20 protein-coding genes are annotated in these 25992 nt (G+C 48.1%); 7 read left to right on the forward strand and 13 right to left on the reverse strand.

Going from position 1 to position 25992, the window contains the following annotated elements; genetic code table 11:
* Positions 1-105 precede the first annotated feature (105 nt).
* Positions 106-681, reverse strand: a complete 576-nt coding sequence (grpE, locus tag AC0KUT_RS19360; RefSeq protein ID WP_488832121.1) for a nucleotide exchange factor GrpE — start codon at positions 679-681, stop codon at positions 106-108.
* Between the two features lie 208 nt (positions 682-889).
* On the opposite strand from grpE, the gene recN reads away from it, so the two are divergent.
* Positions 890-2566, forward strand: coding sequence for a DNA repair protein RecN (gene recN / locus AC0KUT_RS19365; protein WP_488832123.1), 1677 nt, complete (start codon positions 890-892; stop codon positions 2564-2566).
* Between the two features lie 248 nt (positions 2567-2814).
* On the opposite strand, the gene fur is transcribed toward recN, so the two are convergent.
* Positions 2815-3225, reverse strand: a complete 411-nt coding sequence (fur, locus tag AC0KUT_RS19370; protein WP_488832124.1) for a ferric iron uptake transcriptional regulator — start codon at positions 3223-3225, stop codon at positions 2815-2817.
* A 78-nt stretch (positions 3226-3303) separates the two neighbouring features.
* Here fur and AC0KUT_RS19375 point away from each other — a divergent pair, with 78 nt between their 5' ends.
* On the forward strand, positions 3304-3753 hold the full coding sequence (locus AC0KUT_RS19375) for an outer membrane protein assembly factor BamE (protein WP_488832126.1): 450 nt from the start codon (positions 3304-3306) through the stop codon (positions 3751-3753).
* A 98-nt stretch (positions 3754-3851) separates the two neighbouring features.
* Here the strand turns inward: AC0KUT_RS19375 and AC0KUT_RS19380 are convergent, their stop codons facing one another.
* Positions 3852-5480, reverse strand: coding sequence for a diguanylate cyclase (locus AC0KUT_RS19380; RefSeq protein ID WP_488832128.1), 1629 nt, complete (start codon positions 5478-5480; stop codon positions 3852-3854).
* A 340-nt stretch (positions 5481-5820) separates the two neighbouring features.
* Between AC0KUT_RS19380 and AC0KUT_RS19385 the strand changes: the two genes are divergently transcribed.
* On the forward strand, positions 5821-7041 hold the full coding sequence (locus tag AC0KUT_RS19385; protein WP_488832130.1) for a cyclic di-GMP phosphodiesterase: 1221 nt from the start codon (positions 5821-5823) through the stop codon (positions 7039-7041).
* A gap of 48 nt (positions 7042-7089) precedes the next feature.
* On the opposite strand, the gene AC0KUT_RS19390 is transcribed toward AC0KUT_RS19385, so the two are convergent.
* The 6 genes from AC0KUT_RS19390 to AC0KUT_RS19415 all read right to left on the reverse strand — a co-directional run bounded on the left by AC0KUT_RS19390 (position 7090) and on the right by AC0KUT_RS19415 (position 16746).
* Positions 7090-7494, reverse strand: a complete 405-nt coding sequence (locus AC0KUT_RS19390) for a response regulator (RefSeq protein WP_488832133.1) — start codon at positions 7492-7494, stop codon at positions 7090-7092.
* Between the two features lie 93 nt (positions 7495-7587).
* Positions 7588-10293: a PAS domain-containing protein gene (locus tag AC0KUT_RS19395; RefSeq protein WP_488832135.1), complete on the reverse strand. Its 2706-nt coding sequence runs from the start codon at positions 10291-10293 to the stop codon at positions 7588-7590.
* Positions 10290-14294: a PAS domain S-box protein gene (locus AC0KUT_RS19400; RefSeq protein ID WP_488832136.1), complete on the reverse strand. Its 4005-nt coding sequence runs from the start codon at positions 14292-14294 to the stop codon at positions 10290-10292. The genes AC0KUT_RS19395 and AC0KUT_RS19400 overlap by 4 nt, the downstream gene beginning before the upstream one ends.
* Before the next feature lie 262 nt (positions 14295-14556).
* Positions 14557-14883, reverse strand: coding sequence for an RnfH family protein (locus AC0KUT_RS19405; RefSeq protein ID WP_488832138.1), 327 nt, complete (start codon positions 14881-14883; stop codon positions 14557-14559).
* A gap of 45 nt (positions 14884-14928) precedes the next feature.
* Entirely contained in the window at positions 14929-15312 is a 384-nt protein-coding gene (locus AC0KUT_RS19410) for a type II toxin-antitoxin system RatA family toxin (protein ID WP_488835792.1), read from the reverse strand.
* A 51-nt stretch (positions 15313-15363) separates the two neighbouring features.
* Positions 15364-16746: a sodium-dependent transporter gene (locus AC0KUT_RS19415; RefSeq protein WP_488832140.1), complete on the reverse strand. Its 1383-nt coding sequence runs from the start codon at positions 16744-16746 to the stop codon at positions 15364-15366.
* Between the two features lie 236 nt (positions 16747-16982).
* Here AC0KUT_RS19415 and smpB point away from each other — a divergent pair, with 236 nt between their 5' ends.
* Together smpB and AC0KUT_RS19425 are read left to right on the forward strand one after the other, a co-directional pair.
* Positions 16983-17468 carry an SsrA-binding protein SmpB gene (gene smpB, locus AC0KUT_RS19420; RefSeq protein ID WP_488832142.1) on the forward strand — a complete coding sequence of 162 codons (486 nt, stop codon included), beginning with the start codon at positions 16983-16985 and terminating at the stop codon, positions 17466-17468.
* 37 nt (positions 17469-17505) lie between these two features.
* A complete protein-coding gene (locus AC0KUT_RS19425) occupies positions 17506-18888 on the forward strand; it encodes a sodium-dependent transporter (protein ID WP_488832143.1) in 1383 nt (460 codons plus the stop codon).
* 146 nt (positions 18889-19034) lie between these two features.
* On the opposite strand, the gene AC0KUT_RS19430 is transcribed toward AC0KUT_RS19425, so the two are convergent.
* From AC0KUT_RS19430 to ltrA, 4 genes are all read right to left on the reverse strand, one after another.
* Positions 19035-19499, reverse strand: a complete 465-nt coding sequence (locus tag AC0KUT_RS19430; protein ID WP_488832146.1) for a GNAT family N-acetyltransferase — start codon at positions 19497-19499, stop codon at positions 19035-19037.
* Positions 19500-19999: 500 nt separating this feature from the next.
* A complete protein-coding gene (locus AC0KUT_RS19435; protein WP_488832148.1) occupies positions 20000-20599 on the reverse strand; it encodes a glutathione S-transferase family protein in 600 nt (199 codons plus the stop codon).
* 488 nt (positions 20600-21087) lie between these two features.
* Positions 21088-21531, reverse strand: a complete 444-nt coding sequence (locus AC0KUT_RS19440) for a hypothetical protein (protein ID WP_488832149.1) — start codon at positions 21529-21531, stop codon at positions 21088-21090.
* Positions 21532-21855: 324 nt separating this feature from the next.
* Positions 21856-23064, reverse strand: a complete 1209-nt coding sequence (gene ltrA / locus AC0KUT_RS19445; RefSeq protein WP_488832150.1) for a group II intron reverse transcriptase/maturase — start codon at positions 23062-23064, stop codon at positions 21856-21858.
* Between the two features lie 725 nt (positions 23065-23789).
* Between ltrA and AC0KUT_RS19450 the strand changes: the two genes are divergently transcribed.
* A complete protein-coding gene (locus AC0KUT_RS19450) occupies positions 23790-24695 on the forward strand; it encodes a tyrosine-type recombinase/integrase (RefSeq protein WP_488832151.1) in 906 nt (301 codons plus the stop codon).
* 1 nt (position 24696) lies between these two features.
* On the forward strand, positions 24697-25749 hold the full coding sequence (locus AC0KUT_RS19455; RefSeq protein ID WP_488832152.1) for an IS91 family transposase: 1053 nt from the start codon (positions 24697-24699) through the stop codon (positions 25747-25749).
* The last annotated feature ends 243 nt before the right edge of the window (positions 25750-25992 follow it).

The following is a 25992-nucleotide window of genomic DNA, read 5'->3' on the forward strand; positions in this document are numbered from 1 at the left end:
GCTTTCATTTGCTGTTGTTTTCTATATTGGCGCGAGCATTTTAAATTCAAGTGCTGCGCCTAAAAAATCCACAAAAAATTTGTGGATGCTGCCATCAATCGCTGTTTATGGAGCCTTGGATACCACCACCATGGCAGGGCGCACTAAGCGGCCATGCAAGGTGTAACCCTTTTGGAATACGGTGAGCACGCTATTAGGCTCAGCATCGGGGTTAGGCACAGCGGAAACAGCTTGATGCAGATTGGGGTCAAAGGGCTCGCCCTCTGGATTAACCACCACGACTTGATGACGCGCGAGCGCATCGACAAACGATTTATGGGTTAATTGAATACCTTCAATAATCGGCGCCAAGGCTTCATTAGTTTGATCGATTGCCGCAAGCGAACGCTCAAGGTTGTCGACTACGGGTAACAGGTCGTTAACCATCTTCTCCAAACCAAATTTATGCGCTTTTTCGATATCTTGCTCGGCGCGACGGCGCGCATTTTGCGCATCCGCTTGCGAGCGCAGAGACTGCTCTTTCGCCGACTCAAACGCGGCTGCCAAGGTCGCTAACTGCGCCTGCAGTGTTTCTACAGTAGGTTCACTGGTAGGTTCAGCACCGGCTTCGGCTTGCGCTTGATCCTGCGCCAACTGTTCATCAGTGGCTTTTTGCGTTTCGCTGTAATCTTGATGTGACACTCTTATCTCCCCTTGTGGATCCGGCGCAAGGCTAAATCAGAGCCTGCGCAAACTATAGTCTGCTGCCTATATGGGGTTGCGCTGAGTGGATTCAAGCGCAAGGAGTGCGTTTGCCGAATAAAATTTTGTCGCCCTCTAGCTCCGCCCATACAAATACTGTATAAATAAACAGATAAAATACGATCAATTTGTTTCGCTGGAGCCAACTATGCTCACTCATTTGAATATTCAGAACTTCACCCTCGTCGATCACCTCGATTTGGATATGAAACCCGGCATGACGGTAATCACCGGTGAAACAGGTGCTGGAAAATCGATAGTACTCGGCGCGCTCGGCTTAACGCTTGGCGACAGAGCAGAGGCAGATAGGGTGAGAGCAGGGGCGGCGCGAGCGGATATCACTGCCAGCTTTGATACCAGCCGCATCCCCAGCGCACAGGAGTGGTTAGTCGCCCACGACTTACAACAACTCGACCACCCGCAGGAATGCCTACTGCGCCGTCTCGTTAATAACGAAGGCAAATCCAAATCCTACATAAATGGTCAACCTGTCACCCTGCAGCAATTGCGCGCACTGGGCGAGATGCTGATTGATATTCACAGCCAGCACGAACATCAATCGCTGCTGCTAAAAGACACTCATAGACGCTTATTGGATGAATCTGCAGGGCAAACGGAGCAGGCCAAAGAAGTGCGCCTCGCCTTTCGCGAATGGCAAAGCCGCCTTGAGCACTATGTAAATTTGCGCGATAACGCCGCCGAAGTGGGGGCCCGCTTTCAGTTGCTGAGCTACCAACACCAAGAACTCGAACAACTTAACCTAGGTCAAGACGAGTTAGAGCACTTAGAAGCCGAGCAACGCAGCCTAGCCAATGCAGAGGATATTTTGCGCGGCAGCCATCAAGTCGCCGCCGCCTGCAGCGACGAACAACAGGGCTTAAGTGTCAACCTACACCGCGCCTTGCAAATATTGCGCGGCCTACCCGAAAAATCGGCCAGTCTGCGTGCAGCAGAGGAACTACTTACCAGCGCACAAATTCAAGTCGAAGAAGCCCAGCATGAGCTAGACCAACACATTGACAGCTTCCAACTCGATCCCGAGCGCCTTGTTATTGTCGAGGAGCGCTTGAGCGCTATCTATGATGTGGCGCGCAAGCATCGCCTTAAACCCGAAGACTTGACTGCGCTTATGGCGCGCCTAGCCACTGAATTAGAGCAACTCGACGGCGGAGATGCCAAACTAGATCAATTGGCCAAGCAAGTTGCCAGCGCAGAAAAGGCTTACCTGCAGCTGGCCCAGCGGTTGTCGACTGCTCGCACCAAGGCGGGAGCCAAACTAGCCTTAGCCGTTAATCAACAACTACAAGCGCTGGCCATGAGCAATGCGCAACTCAGCGTTAGCCTCACGCCTCTAGTAGACAAAGCCAGCGCCAATGGCCTCGAAGAGGTCGAATTTCTTATTAGCACCAACCCTGGACAACCACCGCGCCCACTCGCCAAGGTTGCCTCCGGCGGCGAGCTCTCGCGCATCAGCTTGGCTATTCAGGTAGTTACCGCACAAACCTCGGCCACACCTACACTGGTATTCGATGAAGTGGATGTCGGTATCGGCGGTGCCACGGGGGATGTAGTTGGTGCGCTCTTGCGTCAGTTAGGCGAGAAAGGGCAGGTAATCTGCGTGACACACTTAGCGCAAGTCGCGAGCAAAGGGCATCAACACCTGCAAGTGAGTAAAACATCCAGTAAGAAAAGCGCGGAATCAACGCTGATTGAGCTAAATGGCGAAGCCAAGGTAGAAGAGATTGCGCGCATGCTCGGCGGCATTAAGGTTACCGAGCAATCGCTCGCTCACGCCCGTGAAATACTGAGCCTTGCTACCGACTAAGGGCGTAACGCCACAAGGGAGCCTGAGCATTGTTAAACGTTTTAGGTGAGAGCTTAATCTCAAGATTCAGCTCTCTTGACCTCGCTAGGCTACAACTGCCTTAACGATTTCCTGCACACAGCGCTCAAGCCATGACTAAACCGCACTCACAAGGATAGCCCATCCCAGCAGCTGTAATCCCCTCAAATAAAAGACAGAAAAAAAGCTGCAAAAGCAGCTTTTTTCATCGACGCACTAAAGGTGGCGCATTATTGTGGTTTTTTCTTCACATAAAGCACAAGGCTATGATCCGATAAAATATAGCCATGTTCAGCAGCAATGCGCTTTTGCAGCATTTCAATTTCATCATTATGGAACTCAATGACAGTTCCAGTATCTATATCGACCATGTGATCATGATGTTCGCCACGCGCCACTTCAAATACTGAATGGCCACCGTCGAAGTTGTGTCGCACCACTAAGCCAGCGCTTTCGAATTGCGTTAACACACGATAAACCGTGGCTAAACCTACATCGTCACCCTGCTCCATTAGCGCTTTATATACATCTTCAGCACTCATATGGTGCTGCTCAGAGGACTCCAGCATTTGCAAAATTTTCACGCGCGGCAAAGTAACTTTCAAGCCCACTTTGCGCAGTTCATGGTTCTCATCTGCCATTATTTCCCCCAAACCCTTCTCAGTCTTCCTGTGGTTCGGGTATTATCCGCGTTCATTTTCTTAAGTGGAAGCCCTAGTATGAAATTAGCTCGCCGCCTGCTCCTGGCCACTGTTGTTGTTTTTGGCCTTGTGGGGTGCTCCAGCTTCCATTTTCCTGGAGTGCATAAAATCAATGTTCAGCAAGGTCATATCATCACCCAAGAGATGGTTGATCAGCTCAAATTGGGTATGACCAAGCGTCAAGTGCGCTTTGTGTTGGGCAACACCCTGCTCCCCAACACCTTCAACGATGATCGCTGGGATTACTTCTACAGCCGTCGCAAAGGTTCTAACGGGCCCATCACACAGTATTTATACACAGTCTATTTTGCCGATGACAAGCTCACCAAAACAGAAGGTGACTATATTATTGGCGCCGCACCCGCGAGCGGCGAGAAATCAGAAAAATACCTAGATGATGTTGCGCGCGATGTGCCACTGCCCACCAATGATGAGCCAAGCACACCTCCTGAAATTCCTAAAGACTAAGTATCAGTAAAACCTTTCGTTCAGTACAAAAAATGCCCGCTTGATAAGAGCGGGCATTTTTTTATTCAACACATCACAACGCTATACAACCTAGGCTATTACATTAAACAAACCTGATTGCGCCCTTGGGCTTTGGCCTGATAAAGGGCTTTATCCGCGCGCTGTAATAACTGTTCTGGCGCAGTGACGCCACTCGCAAAGCTTGCTATTCCTGCACTCAACGACACCTGAAAAGATTTCTCTTGTGCGGTAAATACAATTTCACTGAAGTTTTGGCGCACGTCTTCCATCAAGCGCAGCGCTTCCGTCGAGCCGCAATTAGGCAAGACAGCGACAAACTCTTCGCCGCCATAACGGCCAATTGCATCGGTTTTTCGCAGCCGTTGACGCAAAAGGTGCGCCAGCGCTTTAATGACCTTATCCCCCGCCGCATGGCCATAGCTATCATTGACCTGTTTAAATTTATCCAAATCAAGCATAACTACACTCAGTTCGCTACAGGTGCGCGCAGCGCGACTAAACTCCACATCAACCTGCTCCTTTATCCGCGAGTGCTTCAGCAGCCCGGTAAGGCTATCGCGATCGAGGGCATCACTTAACTGACGACTGCGCGCAGCGCGGGCGGAAACCGCTGCGACCAGCTCACGATCCGAGAGCGGCTTGCTGAGAAAGTCATCGCCAGCTCGGCCCATCGCTGAAATACGTCGCTCCACATCCGACTCGGACGACAGATAAGTGATGGGGATTTTTAGCCAATCTTGATTAAGCCGTATAACCTGAGCCAGCTCAGTACCAGAAATATCTGGCATATTCAGATCCATTAAAATTAATTCTGGCGATGACTCTTTTAATACATCAAACACCAACGCAGGGTCGCTAATCACGTCAGCGCGTATATCTGCGTCATTTAATACCAACCTATAATGCTCACCCAAGGCCTTATCATCATCAATTATCAGTACCCTATAGGGCGAACTGCGATTGCGATCTAAGTAGTATTCAAAGCAATCGACCAATCGCACTATATCTAAAGGTTTGACGAAATAGCCCACAGCACCCGCCAATACCGCTGAGTGATAGGCGTTAAAGTCTGTGCGTGTAGACACAAAAATGACGGGAATAGGCATATCTAACTGCTTTTGCAATGCCAGAATGGCACTGGGCGCTTCGCGCTGCTCTTCGCTAAACATGACATCGCAAATCATAAAATCAGGTATTTGCCGCAATATTTCTTGCTCTGCTGCCGCCAACGTAGAGAAGTGAATAACTTTATGGCCAAAATGACGCAGCGTTATACAAATTTCCTCCGCAATATCATGATCATCTTCCAATACGTAAATTAAAATTTGATTATTGACCGGTGTTGTTACACTCACACTGGGGAACTTGGGTGGGCTGGCTTTGACGACTAAGGTTTGTAGCGCTTGAATGGCTGTACAAAACTGAGTTATTGCGCTCTGAAGCGCATCGGGATTCACCAAGTAATCCGCAGCCTGCAGCTCAAGCTCTTTTGCAGCACGCCCCAGTGCAGGCAAACCGAAACTTCCTGCAGAGCCCGCTAATTTATGTAATTTCTGATTAAGCGTTGTTAGTGCCTCTGTGTTATCGACAGACACATCCAGGCTAAGGCCCAAGTGCGCAAGCCCTTCTAATTCGCCAGCAAGGCGAGCAACGTAGTCGTCGCGCAAAGCTTGTAACTTTGCCGCTATTTCAGCATTTTTATCCATATAAAACAGCAGACCTATTGGCTAGCGGCATGCGATACCCGCACGCCATCACCAGTTTATGTTCGGAAGATAGTTAAAGCATAGATTCTTATAGTGCAATAGCCAAGCGGAATAACTAGAGACACTAAGCTTACCAAACTTATGAGTGCTCTTTTCAGGGCGTTTTCATCACTTTTAACGCATGCTTATAGCCTATTAATCTCAAGGCCTTAGAGGAAAGGTAAATGAGCGGCGTTATTTTTAGCAATACAACTCAAAGTCCTCACTCACTGTCTATACTTCTAAAAATGTGAACCACTGGGCAAACCGCCCTACAAAACACACTAATGGCCCCTTGTTAATGCTGAAGCGAATTGCAGTAACCGACCTCAAAATAGGCATGTATATTTGTGAGTTTTGCGGCTCTTGGATGGAGCATCCTTTTGCAAAAACCAAATTTCTATTGCAAACCGAAGAAGATCTTACTGCCATTCAGCAGAGTGGCATCAAAGAGCTTTGGATTAATGTACGTCAAGGCCTCGATGTAGCTGCAACTGTAGCCGTAAAAACCACCGAAGAAGTCGCGCAAGAAACAGAAGCACTGCTGTTTCAAGCCAACACAGGAAAACCTACAGAACAACGCAGCCTTGCAGATGAAATAAAATTCGCTGAAAACCTGTGCAACAAATCAAAGGACGCGGTTATGGCTATGTTTAGCGATGCGCGTATGGGGAAGGCGATAGAAATTGAAAACGCCAAAGAATTAGTGGAAGAAATTTCCGCATCAGTACTTCGCCAACCGCATGCCCTCATCAGCCTTGCGCGCTTAAAAACAGCAGATGAATATACTTATATGCACTCTGTGGCCGTATGCGCGCTCATGATCGCGCTTGCGCGTCAACTGCAACTCCGTGAAGATTTGGTACAAGAGGCGGGGCTAGCGGGTATGCTGCACGACATAGGTAAAATTGGTATACCTATGGAAATTCTAAATAAACCTGGAAAACTAACCGATGCCGAGTTTGATATTGTGCGCGCCCACCCTGAAACAGGCTCCACAATCTTACTCGACAACCCCTTGGTAAGTGCGATCACGATGGATGTCGTTTTACATCATCACGAAAAAATGGACGGTACGGGTTACCCGCACAAGCTCAAAGGCGACAGCATTAGCATCTTCGCTAAAATGGGTGCGGTATGCGATGTCTATGATGCGATCACCTCAAATCGTCCCTATAAAAAAGGTTGGCCCCCGGCTGAATCCGTACGCAAAATGGCGGAGTGGAGCAAGGGACATTTTGATGAAAAAATATTTCAAGCATTTGTAAAAACGGTGGGAATCTACCCCACCGGCTCACTCGTGCGCTTAGCAAGCGGGCACTTAGCGGTGGTAACAGAACAAAATGAAAGCTCGCTCTTAACACCTAAGGTGAAAGTATTCTATTCTGCCAAACTAAAAAGCCCTGTTGCACAAGAAACCTTAGACTTAGCGCAACTTGTTGGCAAAGAAAAAATCATCGGGCGCGAATCGCTTGACGACTGGGGTTTTAAAAATCTCGATGCATTTTGGATGGAGACATAAACCCACTGGACAGCCCAACCAAGCAACCTTAAATAGCGCAAAAAAACGTTACTGCGACTCGCCTGGCACTTCAAAATCGCCCCAAATATCACGTAGCTCCTGAGCCAAACTCATAGGGTCAAATGGTTTAGCAATTACACCTATAGCACCCAAATTTAAATAATCCTTCACTTCTTGCGGCTGTACTTTTGCTGTCATAAAAACGACAGGTGTTGTCGTCAAAGAAGGAAATTTTCGCAACTCGCTGAGTGTTTTAGGCCCATCCATACCAGGCATCATCACATCCAGCAAAATTAAATCTGGCCGAAATTCAACCGCGGCCGCTACAGCCTCTGCACCCGAGGAACAGGATTTAACAATAAACCCGCTAATCGTTTCCAACACCATCATAGCAATGGTCTGAATATCCGGATCATCCTCGACATATAAAATACGTTCTAATACTTTATTCACATTTATACCTCTCGCTAATTTTTTGCCGTTTTATTTTGTTGTGGGTAACGCAATCCATTTTGCAGAAGCCCCTTAACTCAGATGAGGAAAGTGCTAATTTTCCAATGGAAACAGTGCATAGAAAGTTGCCCCCTCGCCCAGTTCGGAATAAAAACCAATAGTGCCATTCATGCGTTCAACCAACTCCTTGCTAATGGCCAAGCCCAAACCTGTTCCCCCGCGCTGACGCGCTGAAGATGAATCTTCTTGCGAGAACTTTTGGAATATCTGCTGTTTAAATTCCGCACTTATACCTGGCCCCTGATCAATAACCGCTATTTTTACCTGCTGTTCTATAACCGACATTTCTACCTGAATAACACTATTGTCGGCAGAAAATTTGACAGCATTCGACAAAAAATTAGCCAACACTTGTGACAATCGCTGACCATCTATATTTATGTTCACTTCTTGCTCAGGCACTATCAGATCGATTTGAATAGAGCTTCTAGGAGTATAGAGACTAATATCTTCAATTGCTTTTTTTAGCAGGGGCGATAATGCTTGAACTTGAAGCTCAAAATGCATTTTCCCTGCCAATAGCTTTTCCATATCCAGAAGATCATTAATCAATACCGCGAGCCGTTTACTATTTTTATCCGCCAAATTTAACACGCGCTGCATTTTTTCCGGCACCTCTCCCAGCATCCCGTTAACCACTAAACTCAACGCACCCGCGATGGATGTAAGTGGCGTGCGCAACTCATGACTCACGGCCGACACAAACTCATTTTTCATCTGCTCTATGCGCTTACGCTCCGTGATGTCTTGCACAATTGACCATATGTGTCGCTCACCATGATTGGACTCAATGAGCACCCCATTTAACAATACCGAAATTAAATGTCCATCTTTATGTACGTAGCATTTTTCATAGGGGCCATAGCGACCTACCGTATTGAGTAGATGTAATTGTTTTTCTTCTGCCTCTTCATAACCCTGTGGCGTAATATCGCGATAACCCAACGCACCAAGCTCTTTTTCGCTGTAGCCAGTCATGCGATAGAACTCGGGATTACATTCTAAAAATTTTCCGTCGCTCATACGGTTCAGCACAATAGCAACGGGAGACATGCTGTAAAGTGAGGACAACTTTTGTTCACTCGCACGGATGACGCTATGTGCCTCTTCGGTGTCCGTTACATCCCAAATAAAGCCATCAATGTACCGTAAGCCGCCATCACTGTCATAAACACCAGAACCCACTTCCTCGACCCAACGCCACTGTCCATCGGCACGTTTAATTCTATATATCAAATCAAAAGGTTCGCCTGCATCCAGTGCATCTTGCACGCTACTAAATAGTCGCGGTATATCTTCAGGGTGCGTAATATCGCTAAAACTAAGCCCGCCCTCTGCTAAAAAATTTTCAGCAGAGTAACCCGTCAATGCCAACACTTGGTTACTTAAAAAATGCATGGACCATAATTCATTATTTTCGCAGCGATATACCGCACCAGGAAAATTACCGATCATGCTATTTAAACGCTCTTCATTTTCACGTAGTTTAGCGTGAGAACTATACAAGTCGGTTACATCTGCATGAGTACCGAACATAATCAGCGGCTCATTATTTGGCGAAAACTGCTCGACCTGTCCACGCGAATGAATCCAAATCCAGCGCCCGTCTTTATGACGCATGCGAAACTCAATATCAAAATAATCAATTTCACCCTTAAAGTGTTTATCGAGTAATGCCATTGCAAGCGTCAGATCATCAGGGTGACAAAGCTGTTCCCATGTCGCTATAGTAGTGGGTGTCAATTCGGCTAAATCATAACCTAATATATTTGCCCAACGCTTGTTTACAATCACCTCACCTGTTGCTATTTTCCATTGCCAAGTACCTATATTCGCACCGCGCACAACCGATTTTAAATAGGTTCGTTCCTGCTCCAACTGAATACGATTTCGATGCTGCTGTGTAACATCTGCACCAAGGATGTAAAACCCTGTGACCGTCTCAGCACCAGAAAAAATAGGAATATAATTTAATGCAAGCACTAAGTTTTCATTCACTTCAACTTCAATATTAATTTTTTCTCCCGCCAAACAGCGCAAGTGCAACGGATTAACCTTTTGCACCAGTTCAGGCGAAAATAGTTCCTGCGTCTTTTTGCCTTTTGCCTCACTGGGGTCCACGCCAAGCCATTCCCTATAGCGATAATTAATAAACACATAACGCAAATCGCTGTCTATTTGGCCAATTAATAAAGGCGCCGACTCTGTCAATGCTAAAAAATGTCTCGCTTGCACATCCAACAATTGATTTTTTTCGCGCAGCTCTAACAAGCGCACGACTTGCTTGGATAGAAGTGCCAAAGAATTAAGCTGTTGCTGTGTTAGCTGGCGTGGTTTTCGATCAATAATACAAAGCGTACCCAGTGCGGCACCATCTTCCATAACCAAAGGCGCGCCAGCATAGAAACGAATAAATGGCTCGCCTGTCACTAGGCCGTTATCACTAAAGCGCACATCTAACTGCGCATCCTCAACGACTAATATTTCTTGCGGGGCCAAGATCGCATGAGCACAAAAAGCGAGGTCTCGCGGTGTTTCACTGGCATCGAGACCAATGCAACTCTTAAACCACTGACGATTCACATCTACTAAAGAAACAACCGCTATAGGCACATCGCAGATCATCATGGCCAGCTGTGCTATTTCATCAAAGCTATTCTCATGCGGCGTATCGAGAATTTTCAAACTCTGTAACCGTGCAATGCGCACATCTTCATATTTAGGGATTGCGGCTTTCATGAATTCCTCTTCTCCGCTTGAAGCTCAAGCGCCACAATGCGCTCGACCATAATTATAAGGTGATCATTTTCAATCGGTTTTTGAACCCAATAGATATGATGTTTATGAATATTTTTTGATAGCGTTTTACGTGCATCATCAATATTTCCACTCACAATCATAATCGGCATTTGATGCGCGCCATGGGGCTCACCGCTCGTATCGCGCAGAGCCTGCACTACACCCGTGCCATTACTGTCGGGCAAATGAAGATCTAACATCAACAACTGATATGGTCTCTGACTTAATTTTTTCATAGCGTCATCAGCTCTAGAAACCCAGTCAATCACATAACCACTGGGCGCCAATACCGCCATTATAATTTCCGCTGTTTCAGCATTGTCTTCTACTAATAGTATTGAGCGCTCGGATTTTATCTCACGGGTATGTTGATCAAGCCCAATAACCTCAGGGAGTTTTAGATATGGGAGATCGAAATAGAAACAGCTTCCCTCCACCGCATTGGGCTCCATCCCCACCACTCCCTCCAAACGCTCGATAATTTCTTTGCAAATCGCCAAACCCAAACCTGTTCCACCTTTTTTCCGAGTGTCTGATGAGTCAGCTTGAGAAAACTTTTGAAAAAGTCGATCGCGAAATTCTGTAGGAACACCGGGCCCTTTGTCTATAACAGCAACTCGCACATACTCGGGAAATATTTGCACACGTACCTTGACAACCTCCCCTTCCGGCGAGAATTTTGCTGCGTTGGAAAGATAATTGCTCAACACCTGCTGTAAGCGCTGCGCATCAACCAGCACCTTGACCTCGGGGTTGCCCTCAGCTTCTTCATAGGTAACGCCATACTGCTGGGCATAACTAGCATTTTGCTGCAAAGCGTGCTGAATCAATTCATTTAGCGAGTGCTCTTGCACTTCAAAGTGCATTTTTCCCGCCACTAACTTTTCCATATCCAGCAAATCGTTGACAAGATAAATTAAACGCATCGAATTACTGTGCGCTATTTGTAGCATGCGTGTAGCCTGCTCAGGCAGAGCACCCACCATACCGCTGGTAAGCACCCCCAGCGCACCACTAATGGCCGTGAGAGGCGTTCGCAGTTCGTGACTAACGGTAGAAATAAATTCTCCCTTCATTTTATCAATACGTTTAAGCTCACTGATATCGCGCGCCATTCCGAGGTAGCCACTAACATTGCCATAGGTATCACGCAGCTCGTTGAGGGTCATAATGACAGGCACATGAGATCCATCTTTGCGTACAAACGTCCACTCACGTTCATCTACCTCACAGCTCCCCGCCAACAGACTAAACAAATTAAAATCCGGAGTTATTGTGCGCCCGAGCTCACGACTTAATGAATTTGCGCAGGCCTCCAACTCTTCGGGTAAATGCCAAATTACAGGTGTGCTATTTTCAAGTAACTCCTCAGCACTATAAAACAATAAGGATTCCGCTCCACGATTAAATAATTTGATGATGCCATTAATATCCGTGGATACGATTGCCATATTGGCAGCATCAAAAATAGCTTTACGCAAGGCGTTAATTTCTTGCAATTGATTTTCTGTTTCTTTAAGCGATGTAATATCTGATGCATAACCGTGCCAAAGTACACCTCCATCCTCTAGCCGCTCTGGAATGGATTCTATATGCGTCCAAATTAATCCTCGCTTGGGATTCATAACGCGAACTGATGCGATCCAAGGCGTTAAGTTTTGCGCCGAAAACTCAACCGACTCTCGCACCCAATCCAGATCATCTGGATGAATCATCGAAAAAATATGTGCGGCACTTTCCAGCACATCTTCTGGGTGAATATTATAGATATTTTTAATGCCTGAACTTGCATAGGGAAAAAAAGAGCTGCCATCAGGACGTAATTGGTATTCATACAGGAAGCCTGGCAAACGCTCATTGAGTTTATGAAAGCGCTGTACAATAATTTTAATCTCTTGATCTTGCTGCCAGCGCTCTAATACCGTACACACCCAGCGCGCGAGCAGTTTTACAAAGTCTCTATCGAGTTCGTCATATTGATGATGCCGACGCTGGTGCGAACAAAAACACAGGGTGCCGTAGATTTTTTCAGCGATGCATAAGGGCACGCCTATATAGGTTTCAATTTTTTCGAACGAAAACGAGGAGTGGTTAGCATAGGCACTAGTAGCTAAATTATCGTCAGCCACTACATCCTTAACAGCCAAGGTGTGGTCACAAAATATCTCGGCTAAAGGATGAAATTGTTCAGCATCTAGTTGCTCGGTAGTGTGCTGCTCTTGTTGGGCATCATAATGGACTTTATTCTTGTATTGATTGCGCTGAACCACACGAACATAAGCCTTATTCACACCGAGATAGCGTGCACCTAGCGCCAGCGCGTCCTGTAGCTGCTGCCACACATCCTCGCTCGGTAGTGCGGCAATTTCGTTCAGCGCCTGCAGCGCAGCTTGCTGCCGCAGACTGATCAATTCCGTATTTTTACGTTCGGTAATATCGCTATAAACACCGAGCATCAAGGTCGCGCGTCCCTCGGCATTCCACTCCACTACTTTGCCGCGCGTTAAAATCCACTTATAGCTGCCATCCCCAACCCTGAGCCTATATTCATTTTCGTACATAAGCGTTTCGCCTTTTACGTGGCGAATAATGTCGCTGTAGCTCATACGCTTATCGGTGGGATGCACGCGGCTCATCCATTCATCTAAATCCAGCGACTCAGGGGCTTCCGGTGGCACGCCGCAAAGTGCGCGCCACTCGGGCGAAAATTTAGCTTTGTCATTGGCAATATCCCACTCCCAAAAACCTGCATCGCTGCTGCGCAACGCCAAGGCTAAGCGCTGCCGCGCGCGCTCGCTTTCATGATGCTCGCGCCTTATCTCTTCACTCGATTGACGCATAAGGTTCTGAAAGACGTAGCGATCTAAGCGCACCAACGCCAGCAGCAACAGTTCCGCCGCCACAAAAATCGCCAGCCAGCACTCAATCAATTCCTGCTTGCTGGCCAGATATCGTGCGTAGGGTTCACTAAAGTCCTGCCAAGTTAAAACCCCAAGGGGCATATTTTCTGGCGTAGCTGAGGCGGGTGAATATTGGGGAACAGTCCACCAGGACGCGAGGTAGGTTTTGTGATTATGTTCTACCAATTGCCCCTGACGACCGAGGGGGACCTTGCCTGCTAGCCACCATTCACTTAGCTGTGATTGGCTCGCAGACTCCAAGCGCCACTCTTCAATCGCGGTAGGATTTTGCCGATAGAGCTCTTCTTGTACTTGCGTCCAGAGCATTTTATCCAGCGTAGCTTTGCGGATAAACGTCGCCATCTCTACCGCCTGACTCGGCGCTAACTTAAGCGCGACCTCAATCAAAGCAATGGGCTTCAGCTTTTCTGTTGCAGCAGATGATGCCTCAGGGCTAGGGAGTTCATTAATGGTCACCGGTAATACTGCACGGTAGCCGCTTCCTTCTCGCCCCACTTCCACCCCCCAAAGCAAAAACTCTGAATCGAGCGCGGCGGTGATCAAGTTGCTTATATCTTCGAGGCTATCGCCAAAACGCTGAGGGGTTTGCATACGCAGAAAGTTAATCGCGTTAGGCACCCAATAAATATTTAGCTCATTGCCCACGTCCGTATCCAGCTCCTGCCAATAGGGACCGAGCAAACGCACCAGCTCACTGCGCAAATTTTCCTGTCGTTTCTGGTCAGCCGTACTTGGAGGCTGCGCCGAAGCCAGCTGCACAAAATGCGCGCGCGCAAGCAGCTGCAATACTTGAGGGTCGCGCCCAATGCGCTGAGTTAGCAGTTGCGCCTGCTGAATTGCTTCCCGCTCGCTGTGGTGTAAATGCTCGCCCTGCACGGCAACGGTGCGCGCCAGACGCTCCTGCCAATTTTGTTCGTATTGGGCTAATCCAGCGCGCATGGACAAGAATGCCACCAAAGCCAAGCCTAGCGCTAAACACCAGGGCAAACTCCGATACAAAAGCTTGATATTTAACGCCATGCAATTTCTCAGTGGATAATTCAGTTAATCTGTAGCATTTTTCGCCACAAAAAATCACGGTGAATATCCAGTGTAGTTGCAAATGTAGCTATCGACAGGCAGCGAGCCCAATACAGAGGAGGAACGTAAATCTCTGCCGCTGCAGGTCGGAGAATAAGGGTGCGTAAAGAGGTTAGAGCCGAAGCTCCCTCTTTCGATGGGGTTTTAGGCGCGACGCTTAATGGTTAAAGCTATTGGTTTAACCATTAAGCGCCTTTGCTGGTTAATCGCTGTTATTGCTTTCAGACTTTTCGGCGCGCTTACGCCGCGCCTCTTTAGGGTCAGAGAGTAGCGGGCGATAAATCTCCACGCGATCGCCCTGATGCAATATATGGGTATCAGCACTGGCTAAACCTTTGGTGCCGAGCGATTGGCCAAAAATACCCAATTTTGCGCTGGGAATATCGAGATCGGGGAAGTAATCGGTAATTTTAGAACGCTGCACCGCCTGCAATGCAGTAGTGCCCGGCTCGACTAAAAGCGCGATAATTTTTTGCTTGTGGGGGAGGGCATAGGCCACTTCCACGGTGATGAGATCAAAATCTGCCATAGCGTTTCTACTTAATCGTGGGTAATTAACACCTAATATTTAGCGTTACCGGTAAATCTGCTGCGCGCGGGCGCAAAGTGCATCCACTTGCTTATTGCTTACCGACTCAAACAACTTGCCAACTGCCATACCTAAGAAACGATTTTGCAGCTCAAATTCAAGGCTGAAGCTGACTTTACACGCAGTATCATTTAAGGGGGTAAACCGCCAAGCACCCTGTAAGCGCTTAAACGGCCCTTCAACTAATTGCATACTCATCAGCTGCGGCGCCTGTAGTTGGTTGCGCGTGACAAAACTCTGCGTGACGCCCGCTTTGCTCAACTCTAAACGCGCCTCCACCCAATCTTCGCCGCGCGCCAGCACCTTAGCGCCCACGCAGCCCTCCATATACTGAGGGTAGGCTTCAATATCATTGACCAGCTCGAACATCTGCTGCGCCGAATAGTTTACCAGCGCCGAGCGCTCTACTTTATGCACGGCTTATTCCACCAGCACCTTGGTCAGTACTGGATATAGCCCATTCACCAAGACCGCCAAAACCGCTAAGGGCGATAAGTAACGCAACACAAAGCGCCAGGTGCTCAACCAGCGATGGGACTCCATACGCAGCTCGTGATCCGCCTGCTCGCGGGTCATGGCCCAGCCGACAAAGAGCGCAATCAGCAAGCCCCCCAAAGGCAGGAGAATATTGGTGGCGATAAAGTCCACTGAGGCGAAGAAATTCATGCCCCACAAGAACTGCCGCTCGGACCAATCATTGAACGAAAATGCCGTACCTAAACCCAAGAGCCAGGCTGCGCAGCCAATCAACATGCTGGCACTGATGCGGTGAAAGCCAAAACGTTCGGTAAAGTAGGCAACCACAGGTTCAAGAATTGAAATGGTTGAACTCCAAGCCGCGAGAATCACCATAAAAAAGAACGCCATCCCCACTACCATGCCTGCGGTCATGTTGCCAAAAGCCACAGGCAGGGTAATGAACATTAACCGCTCTCCGCTGGCAGGCGCTATACCCGGTGTGGCAAATACAAAGGAGAAAATGGCCAAGCCCGCAATCAGTGCGACAAGCGTATCCAAGAAGGCGACAATCAACACAGTTTTACCGATGGACGCAGTACTGGGCATATAGGAACCGTAAGCCATGATCGCGCCCATGCCCAAGCTCAGGGTAAAAAACGCATGCCCCAAGGCAACCAGCGCTGCCTCCCAAGACAAATCATGCACATTAAAGCTGAACATAAAACGCGCGGCCAAACCGAACTCACCGGTGTTGTAGGCGTAGATTAAGAGCACAATTAAGAGCACGAACAGCAGGGGCATCATCAACCGAATACCCGCCTCCAAGCCTTTGTTAACCCCGAGCGACAAGACCGCCACCGTCATCATCATAAAAATGGTTTGCCACTGCACGAGGCGCGTAGGGTCGGCCAAAAAACTATCAAACATTTCATTGGAGGTATCGCCCGTCAGTCCGCTGAACTTGCCCTCCAAGGCTTTTAGAAAATACTCTAAGGTCCAACCCGCTATCACGGTGTAATAGGACAAAATCAAAAAAGCAGCAGTTACACCACACCAACCAATCAACACCCAAAAACGCGAAGCGCCTACTTCAGCGCGAATATTCTGCATGGCCACTATGGGATTGGCGCGCGCGCGGCGACCGAGCATCACTTCTGCCATCATGATCGGAATGCCAATTAAAGCGATGCAAACCAAATACATCAGCACAAAGGCGCCGCCGCCATTTTCACCGGTAATGTACGGAAACTTCCAAATATTGCCCAAGCCTACGGCAGAGCCGGTGGCGGCCAGTATAAAAGAGCCTCTGTGGCCCCAAATGGCATGCTGCTTAAGTCGTTTCACTCTGGGACCCTCGTAGATCATAAGTACCCAGCCAGCACCTTTAGGCGCTGCGCCGATACACTAAGTAAATGCACTAAGTTGATGAATTGTACCTAGAATCTGCCACGAGGTATAACCCTGCGCGCGGAGTGTAACCGCCCGCAACATAACGCGCGCGGCACAATCAAGACAGGAGCCGCGCTTTGCCGATATAATGGCCGCGGATTTCCCCGAGTTAACAGAGTAAGCGTTCTTTCATGGCCAAGAAAAAGCAACAAAATACCGGCACCACTATCGCCCTGAATAAAAGGGCCAAATTCGATTACGAGATACACGAGCGCATTGAAGCGGGCGTGGCGCTGCTCGGCTGGGAAGTGAAAAGCCTACGCGCGGGAAAAGGCCAGCTCACCGATAGCTATGTCTTTTTCAAGAATAGCGAGGCGTTTTTGCTCGGGACGCAGATTCAACCCATTAACACTATCTCCACTCACTTTGTGGTTGACTCTATGCGCACGCGCAAACTGCTGCTCAATCGCCGCGAGCTTAATCGCCTGATTGAGGCCGTGCAGCAAAAAGGCTATACCGTTGTGGCCACTGCGCTTTATTGGAAAGATCACTTGGTGAAATGCGAAATCGCACTGGCCAAGGGTAAGCAGGAACACGATAAGCGCAATACTGAAAAAGAGCGCGATTGGTCACGTGAGAAACAGCGTCTGTTCCAAACCAACACTAAACGCGACTAATCATCAGCGCCTTGGCTATAGATATTTGGAGCACTTTATGACGCAACCCCGCGCCCAGTTCTCCTCTAGCTTCGGCTTTTTGATGGTCGCCTCTGGCTCAGCCATCGGCCTGGGCAATATCTGGGGCTTCCCTACCCAAGCTGCCAACAACGGCGGCGGCGCTTTCGTACTGGCCTACCTTGTTCTCGCATTTTTACTTGCCTATCCCGCCCTCATGGCCGAGCTGATCATTGGCCGCCACAGCAATACCAACATCGTCAGTGCCCTCGGTCAACTCAGCCCAAGCCCTATGACTAAACGCTTGGGCACTGGCTTGGGGTTCGTAGGCGTCATCACCGCCAGCCTGATCTTAAGTTTCTACGCCATAGTCGCAGGCTGGATGCTCGCCAAATGCCTGCAACCGCTCGCGGCCCTCCTCGGCGCCGATACTGCGGCCCAGTGGCTCAGTCGCGATGGTATAGGCCGCGACCTCAGCCTCAGCCTCGCCTTTTCGGTGTGGACCTGCTGGATTGTCGCGCAAGGTATTAACAAGGGCATAGAATCTTGGGCGCGTAAACTCATGCCCGCACTCCTCCTTATTTTGCTCGTGCTGATCGCCTATGTATTCACCCAAACGGGCTCGACCGCTGGCTTGCGTGTTTATTTGGTGCCCGACTTTTCTCGCCTAAGCGACCCTGCACTGCTGCTCGGCGCCATGGGACAATCCTTTTTCTCCCTCTCCCTCGGCGTAGGCACCATGCTGATTTATGGCTCCTATCTCGGTAAAACCCTCGCGCGCGAACAAAGCCCTCACAAAGCCTACCGCGATAAACTGCCGCGCTTAGGCGCCATTGTCACGCTCATGGATTCCGGCTTTGCGTTTTTGGCGGGGCTACTCATAGTGCCCGCACTCTATGTCGCCCAAGCCCAAGGGTTGGAAATTTTTGCTGCCGACGGCAAACTCATGGCCGGCCCCAGTATTGTCATGCAAGTATTACCCAACCTCTTCGCCACCATGGGCACAGCGGGCCAATGGGTCTCTTTAAGCTTTTTTGCACTGCTGACAATTGCCGCCATCACCTCCTCTATTTCTATGTTGGAAGTACCTGTATCTGTCGTTACCGAGCGAACAGGCTTAAAACGCCCGCGTGCTGCCCTGATCATCAGCAGTCTGATTTTTGCCATGAGCGCACTTATCGTGTTCAACTTTGACCAGATGTTTGATGCCGTCATCGTCCTCAGCACCCGCTACAGTGAACCCTTTATGGGCTTGGTACTCTGCCTTTTCGCCGGTTGGATTCTGCATCGCGATAAAAAACTCATGCAGCTGCGCGATGCGCAAGGCTTAACCCAATCGTGGTTTTGGCGCATCTGGCCGTTCTACGCACGCTTTCTCTGCCCGCTTTTCATAGTATTGATGTTCGTGCAAAGCCTGCGCTAAGGCTCATACAGTGTGTTCAATAAAGCGTATTGCTCAGTATTCGCAAAAATACCGCACTTAGAAAAAGCCCCAGATTTTATTCTGGGGCTTTTAGTTTTTCGGTGAACTTAACATACCAGCACACTCCCATCACTCAGCTTCAGCATTCACTCAAGCTTAATATTACTCTTGACCAAAAACTGTAAGGATAAATTGTCAGAAATAAGCTGACGCTGCGCGAACCTATAGCCATGGCGCTCGTAAAGTTTGAGATTGCCCAGGCTTTTACTTCCCGTAAATAATTCATACGCCGCCACCGCTGCATGGCGCATTTCAACCTCAGCCAACAAACCTGAACCAATGCCTTGCCGCTGCCATTCGGGGTGAACAATTAGGCGACCAATTTTACACAGATCACCCACGACTATTGCTCTTACGGAGCCGACAATTTTATTACCTTGCACAGCCTTAAGAATTAAGGCGCTGTCAAATTCTGCCATTAAAGATTCAAGCGACTGTATTAATGCAGGCAGCGACCAATCGTTATAGATTTTTGCTTCAGATTCATAGGCAAGATACTGTAACTGCAAAATTTCTTCTGCGTCATCCTTTTTCGCATTTAATATTTTCAATATAAACTCTCACTTTTAAACCGTAACAAATTAAGCATCAATCAAGCACTAGACATCTATTTAGCCAAAAACTGTACCTTTACGAATACCGTCAATGGAAACCCCTTCAACTAATCTCGCCCTGAAAAAATCAATATAATAATTTAACAATTACTTTCGTTCTTAGCTTCATTTAGCGCGACCATTAACTCTGCATCCTTATTAATAAACGACTCAATGATACGGCAAGACTTTTCATTGTCAGAACCTCTAAAAACCAAACCGACAAGAAAGAAAAATACTACCAGCTGAAACACGGACGGAAATAAAGACCCACCCTCTCTCACGGCTTCGTAAACCCAATATGCTATCGAAAAAGCCATAAGAAACACGTACACATATCGTTCGTAGCTAACGCTTTTTTTAAGATAGATAAAAAATTCAATTTCCTTTCTAGTCATAACTTTCACCATGCTTTATACATTAACCACAGCAATAGCTGCATACAAAAATAAGTTGCTTTATAAATAAGCTTTTAAATCCGTCCCCTCAACTGCACACACTTTTCTAACGGCAGGGCGCTGCGCGAGTTGGCGCAAGTAACGATTTAAATGTTTGAACGATAGCGGCGGGCGGGCGAAGCCGCTGGCCCAGTGGGCCAACATAAACAAAAAGTAATCGCACAAACTCAGCTGATCGCCCAATAGATATTGCTTATCGCCTAAGGCGCTATCGAGCAAGGCGAACATCTCGGTGATACGCACCACTTGGGCTGCCGCTATTTTGTCTGCCTCGCTGCCACTTGTATGTCGTTCGGGGTAAAAGTAGAGCATCAGTTCCGGTTGCAGGCTGGAATTTAAATAGAATAACCACTGATAAAATTCTGCTCGCGCTGGGTCTCCCAAGGCAGGCATTAAGCCCGCTTGTGGGTGCTGTTCGCATAGATACAAACAAATCGCCGCACTTTCGTAAATAACAATTTGATTGTCGATTAAGGTAGGAATACGACCGGTGGGGTTTAGGGCCAAATAATCGCTGGACTTTTGCTGATTGGCTTTTCTATCCACCAAAACCAACTCAAACGCCGCGCCCAACTGCAGTTCTATTTCAGTTAAAAGCATGTGCGGTGCCCAACTCGCATTTCTGGGGTAATAAAATAGTCTGTACACTACGCCTCCCTATTGAATCACTAAACATAAACCACAAAATATAAATCATCGAATAAGATACCAATTGGTGGGCGTCTTAATTTATTTCCTAGTGAACACTGGCTGCACAATTGCAATCATTTAGGTAAAGACTTTCACCGCGCCATAGGCCCGATTGCTAAGCTTGAACAGCTCTGCGAAAAGCTTAATCAGCACTGGCTCAAAGGCGCTAGAGCCTGCCGATTGCTTTACTCGGCTTAACCATATTCCTTCACTTACCACCTAACCTAGATTTTAGGCATTAAAGCTCGCCTGCAGCCTGGTGAGATTACGCCAAAATTATCAACTCGATTTATTCATTGTGCCTTCGATCAAAAAATCACTATATATGGAAAAGACATGGCTTTTTAGAGAGCTATTTGAGGTCAAGTGGTTGTGCACTTTTTAATTGGTGGGTGTCCCTAAATAGTTATTGGCTTAAGAGCTTCATGATTTACTTTTAACAACTTACCTTGTATTTCAAAACATTCAGACAATACTCTATAGCCAATAACTACTCGCATTATTAAAGCAAATTGAATGGTCGCCTCCCTGCATCGCTTGATGGAGTGATCAAAATCTTCGAGTTTTGGCGAAGATATTTTAGTGGATGCACCGCTTTTATTTAGACCGGGCTTTGTTCCGGCGATGTAAAATAGTGTTTTTTCTTCTTCGGTTATTGCATAAGATAACCAGTGTGAGTGCAAAAAAACATTTCTTTCTTCAATAATTTCATGAAATTGACTAAAAACTTTCGAAAATACTTTTCTCTCTTCTTCATTTTTGGCCACGCTAGCATTGACAAGTGCATGCAGCTTTGAAAGTAAGGGCGCAGCAGTTAAGCCTTCCAGCAAAATTTCATACACAGCCTCATTTTTCAAGTCCTGAGCATGCAGTATGGAAACAATGAGTGAACGAATGGACTCACAAAAGTCCTCAAACGCATGACATAACGTCCAAGCATTTCATACATCTGCTCTTCTTTTTCAAATGCCATATGGTCGCCTAATTTGTATAACGTTGCGTTCACCTGCGGATTGTAAGTAGCGCGTTGCGATAAACTTCGCGCAGCGATATTGCAAAAGCGCTAGTCGAGTAGACCAACGGAACCTCCCCACCAGCCCCTCACAGAACCGTACGTGACACTCTCGCGTCATACGGCTCTTGTTATTCCAATTATCAGCAATTCATTACCAGTGCGCAAACAGGGTCGGTCGCCACTGTTTGATTTGTTTTAACCATGAGTAGGCTTTCAGTCGTCGGCTGCGCTGCTGCGGATATTTACCTTTTACCCATTTTGTTAAGCGGCATTCAATTGCTTCGCGAATGCCTTGCAGTGCCGAGGGATAAAAGGCGCCATAGTAGTTTAGCCAACCTCTGATTTGTGGATTGAGTCTTTTGCTGAGTGTTACTATCGATAGCCTACTCAACCGCCTCACATTCCACTCTCTCATAGTCATTACAATCGCTTTTTTAGCTTTGTTGCTGATGGCCGGTACAAAACCAGGAGCCAGTTTGCCATCTTTGCGTTTCACGGTTCTTCGCCGGAAGGTGAAGCCGAGAAAATCGAATGATTGCGCTTTGGTTCTTTCTATTTTGCGCCTTCCACAGTATACGATTTTGGTTTTTTCAGGGTGTAGCGTTAAATCAAAGCGCTGCATCCGCTGCGAAATAGTACCGAGTAGCTGCTCGGCTTCACGCTCGCTTCGACAATGGCAAACAATGTCGTCAGCATAGCGCTCGAACGGATTTTGTGGAAAATATTTTTGCATCCAACTATCAAACACCTTGTGCAGATAGAGGTTCGCCAACAAGGGACTGATGACGCCACCCTGCGGCGTTCCTTTTTCTGACTGTTGAATGTCACCGCTTGGCATTTGCACACCGGCTGTGACCCAGCGTTTGACATAGAGGTTGCACCATGGGTTATCTGTTGCTTGTGCAACAAATTGTTGTAGTTGATCGTGATTCAAATTATCAAAGAATCCTTTGATATCCAGATCAATCACCCATGCATATTTCCAGCAATTGATTTTCGCCGCTTGCACCGCATGATGGGCACTGCGCTTGGGGCGATAGCCGAACGAGGACGAGTGAAACTTAGCATCCCACTCCGGCTCCAGTGTCATCTTGACCACCATTTGCGCCACGCGATCTGCCACCGTGGGTATCCCGAGTGGGCGCAGCTTGCCATCCGACTTAGCGATTTCTACACGCTTTACCGCTGGCGCCATGTAGCTGCCCGAACTCATTCGATTCCAGAGTTTGTATAACTCATTCGTCAAATTCTGTTCAAACATCCCGATGCTGATGTTATCCGCACCCGCTACACCGGCATTCGCTTTTACTTTCAGCCACGCCCTGTGCACTAACTGCTTCGGTATACTGTAACTGTGCATTGATTGTTGAGTCCTACCTTGCGGTTGTTGGTTCAATCACTGCTGAATAACATCGCCCCTTCGCTCCATTGTCATTACAACAACTTCATCACTACTACGAACGATTCCGCCACTGTGCGCTGCATTGATACTCTCGCCTTACGGGGTCACCGCTTTCGGCTTCTCTCTTAACATCAGCACGACAGCTTCCCGAGTTCCTCACAAAAGCCTGATAAACGGTCACGCCTTCTTTACGCCGGTTGCCATCGAGTCAGTAAGCAGTTTTCTTCTCGATTTCTCTCAGCAATTGTAAGGGTCGCTGATTTTGACAACGGGTTAGACATCACGACGCCTCATCAAAGGTTCACTTGCGTTCGTCTCCGTTTACCTTACCTGCCGAATTAAATTCGACTTTTCTTCAACGCTCACGACAAAGACTCTTAATCAATGCCGCTTGAAGTGGTTTGCATTCTCCTACTGCAAAGCGAATGCGGTGGGCCTACCACCATCTCTTGCGAAGTTACGTAAATAGTTTGGACGCTACGCGACCCCACCATTTACTCTCGGCACACCTTAAATTCTGTCCAGTGGAGCGAAGCGGAACGATGTTTGACCGCCTTGTTGAACGAAGCCGCTACGCGGCAGATTCAGCTATAGCGCAAGTAGCGTCATAATCCCACGTCCGTTATAAACAATACTTCCTCTACACGCCCAAGCCGGAGCGTGACAACTAGAGGAAGATTGTTATGAACAAAGCACAGCAACTCAAATTTGAATCACTGTACCAACAGCATATTAACGCATTGCGGCGGCAAGGCAAGGCGGCTACGACTATTGATGTCTATGCCCGTGCCGTGCGCCGAATTACCGCTTTTTATGATCGCTGCCCAGATCGCCTTAGCCAAGAACACCTGAAGGAGTATTTTAGCGCTTTGGTGCAAAGCCATTCGTGGAGTACGGTCAAGGTGGATCGCAATGGGCTGCAGTTTTTCTACAAACACATTCTCAATAAAACCTGGGTATGGGTGGATATCGTTAAACCACCGCAGAAGAAAGTCTTGCCCGATATTCTTACCCGCAGCGAGATCGAGAGACTGATTAACGGTGCGCGCGAGCTGCGTTATCAAACCTTTATCCTCACCGCCTACAGCATGGGCTTGCGCCTAGGTGAAGTGTTGAACTTGCAGCCGGGCGATATTGATAGTGCGCGCATGAAGGTGCATGTTCGTCAAGGCAAAGGTAAAAAAGATCGTTTTGTTACTTTACCTACTGCAAGCCTGCTGGCACTGCGTAAGTATTGGGTCACCCACCGCAATCCACAGTGGTTGTTCCCCGCCGGTAAAAACCCCGAAGCTCGTCATAGCGCAGAGCGCAGCATGGATCGCGGTGGACTACAGAATGCCTTTAAGGTGATTGTAAAAGACTGCGGCATTCACAAAGCGATTACTCCGCACAGCTTGCGCCATTGTTACGGTGCACATTTGGTGGAAGCGGGTTTAAATTTACGCGCAATACAACAGGAGATGGGGCATGAATGCCCCAAGACAACGGCGCTTTATACCCAGCTGAGCGACACCGCCAATCAACACACGGATAGCCTGATTAATACACTCATGGATGGCTTAACGTTGACGCTTGATGGTGAGGTGTAGCATGAAGTTAGCAGCGATCTTTCAGCACTACCTGTGCGAGTTTAAAGCCCGCCATGGGCACCACACTACGACTGATGAATGGTCGGCACTCAACGCCATCCTCGGCTGCCGCACGGGGCAATACGGGCACCTCGTGCTGGCCTGTAAAGGCTGCCATCAACCGGCGCTGTGCTATCAATCCTGCGGCCATCGCGCCTGCAACCAATGCCAACATCATAGCGCCAGCCAATGGCTGGCCCGGCAGCAGCGCAAATTATTACCGGTAGATTATTTTATGGCGACCTTCACCTTGCCTAGTGAACTGCGTGAGCTCGCCAAGGCAAATCCTAAAAAAATCTACGCACTGTTGTTTGACTGTGCCGTCAATACGCTCAAGGATTTTGGTTTGAATAAAAAATCCTTTGCGGCGGAATTGGCGATGACCGCCGTATTACACACCCACACGCGACGACTCGACTATCACCCGCATGTACACATCATTATTCCCGGCGGCGGCGTTCAGGCAGAAGGCGCAACTGCGCTTTGGAAAACCATCAACAAACGCTACCTGTTTAATGGCCGCGCACTCGCGCGGGTTTTTCGTGCACGCTTACTCGCCGCGCTTCGCACCGCCGGATTTAGAGCTCCCGACACACCTGAAAAATGGGTAGTGCAATGTCAAGCGGTGGGGCGAGGTTTACCGGCCCTACAATACCTGTCGCGCTATCTCTACCGGGGCGTCATCAGCGACAAAAACATTCTTAGCGATGATGGCGAGACAGTGACCTTTCAATATAAAGACAGCAACACCGGAAAGATGCAAACACGGCAGTTGCGTGGCGAAGACTTTATGGCGCTGGTGCTGCAACACACCTTGCCCAAAGGCTTTCGCCGTGCACGCGACTACGGTTTTCTGCACGGCAATGCTAAACGTTTGTTACAGCGAGTGCAGTGGGCACTAAACGTTAGGATTCCTACTCTCGTACCCAAACCAAGACCACACTTCACCTGCACGAAATGCCAATGCGTGATGTCGATTGTGAGCTTTATCCGGCCGCGACCTGCGCCGCAATAAAACCGGGCGCAGCAAACACAGCCATTCATGTAACGCGGAGGGAAGAAAAAAGACTTATGGGATAGTGTAAATTTTTATCGTCGACACAGGCGAGGAAAATACTCGCCCATCAAAAATGCGAGCACTAAGCAGCTCGCTCCTTCCGTTGAAAACTCAAGAATATATTTCCTATAGAGAGACGAACGAGACCGGGCTTGTTCAACAATGGGATAGGTCGCGGCTGCGCGCGACATATCCTTATTT

This window comes from Cellvibrio sp. 25HG11W-0 (genome assembly GCF_057815475.1).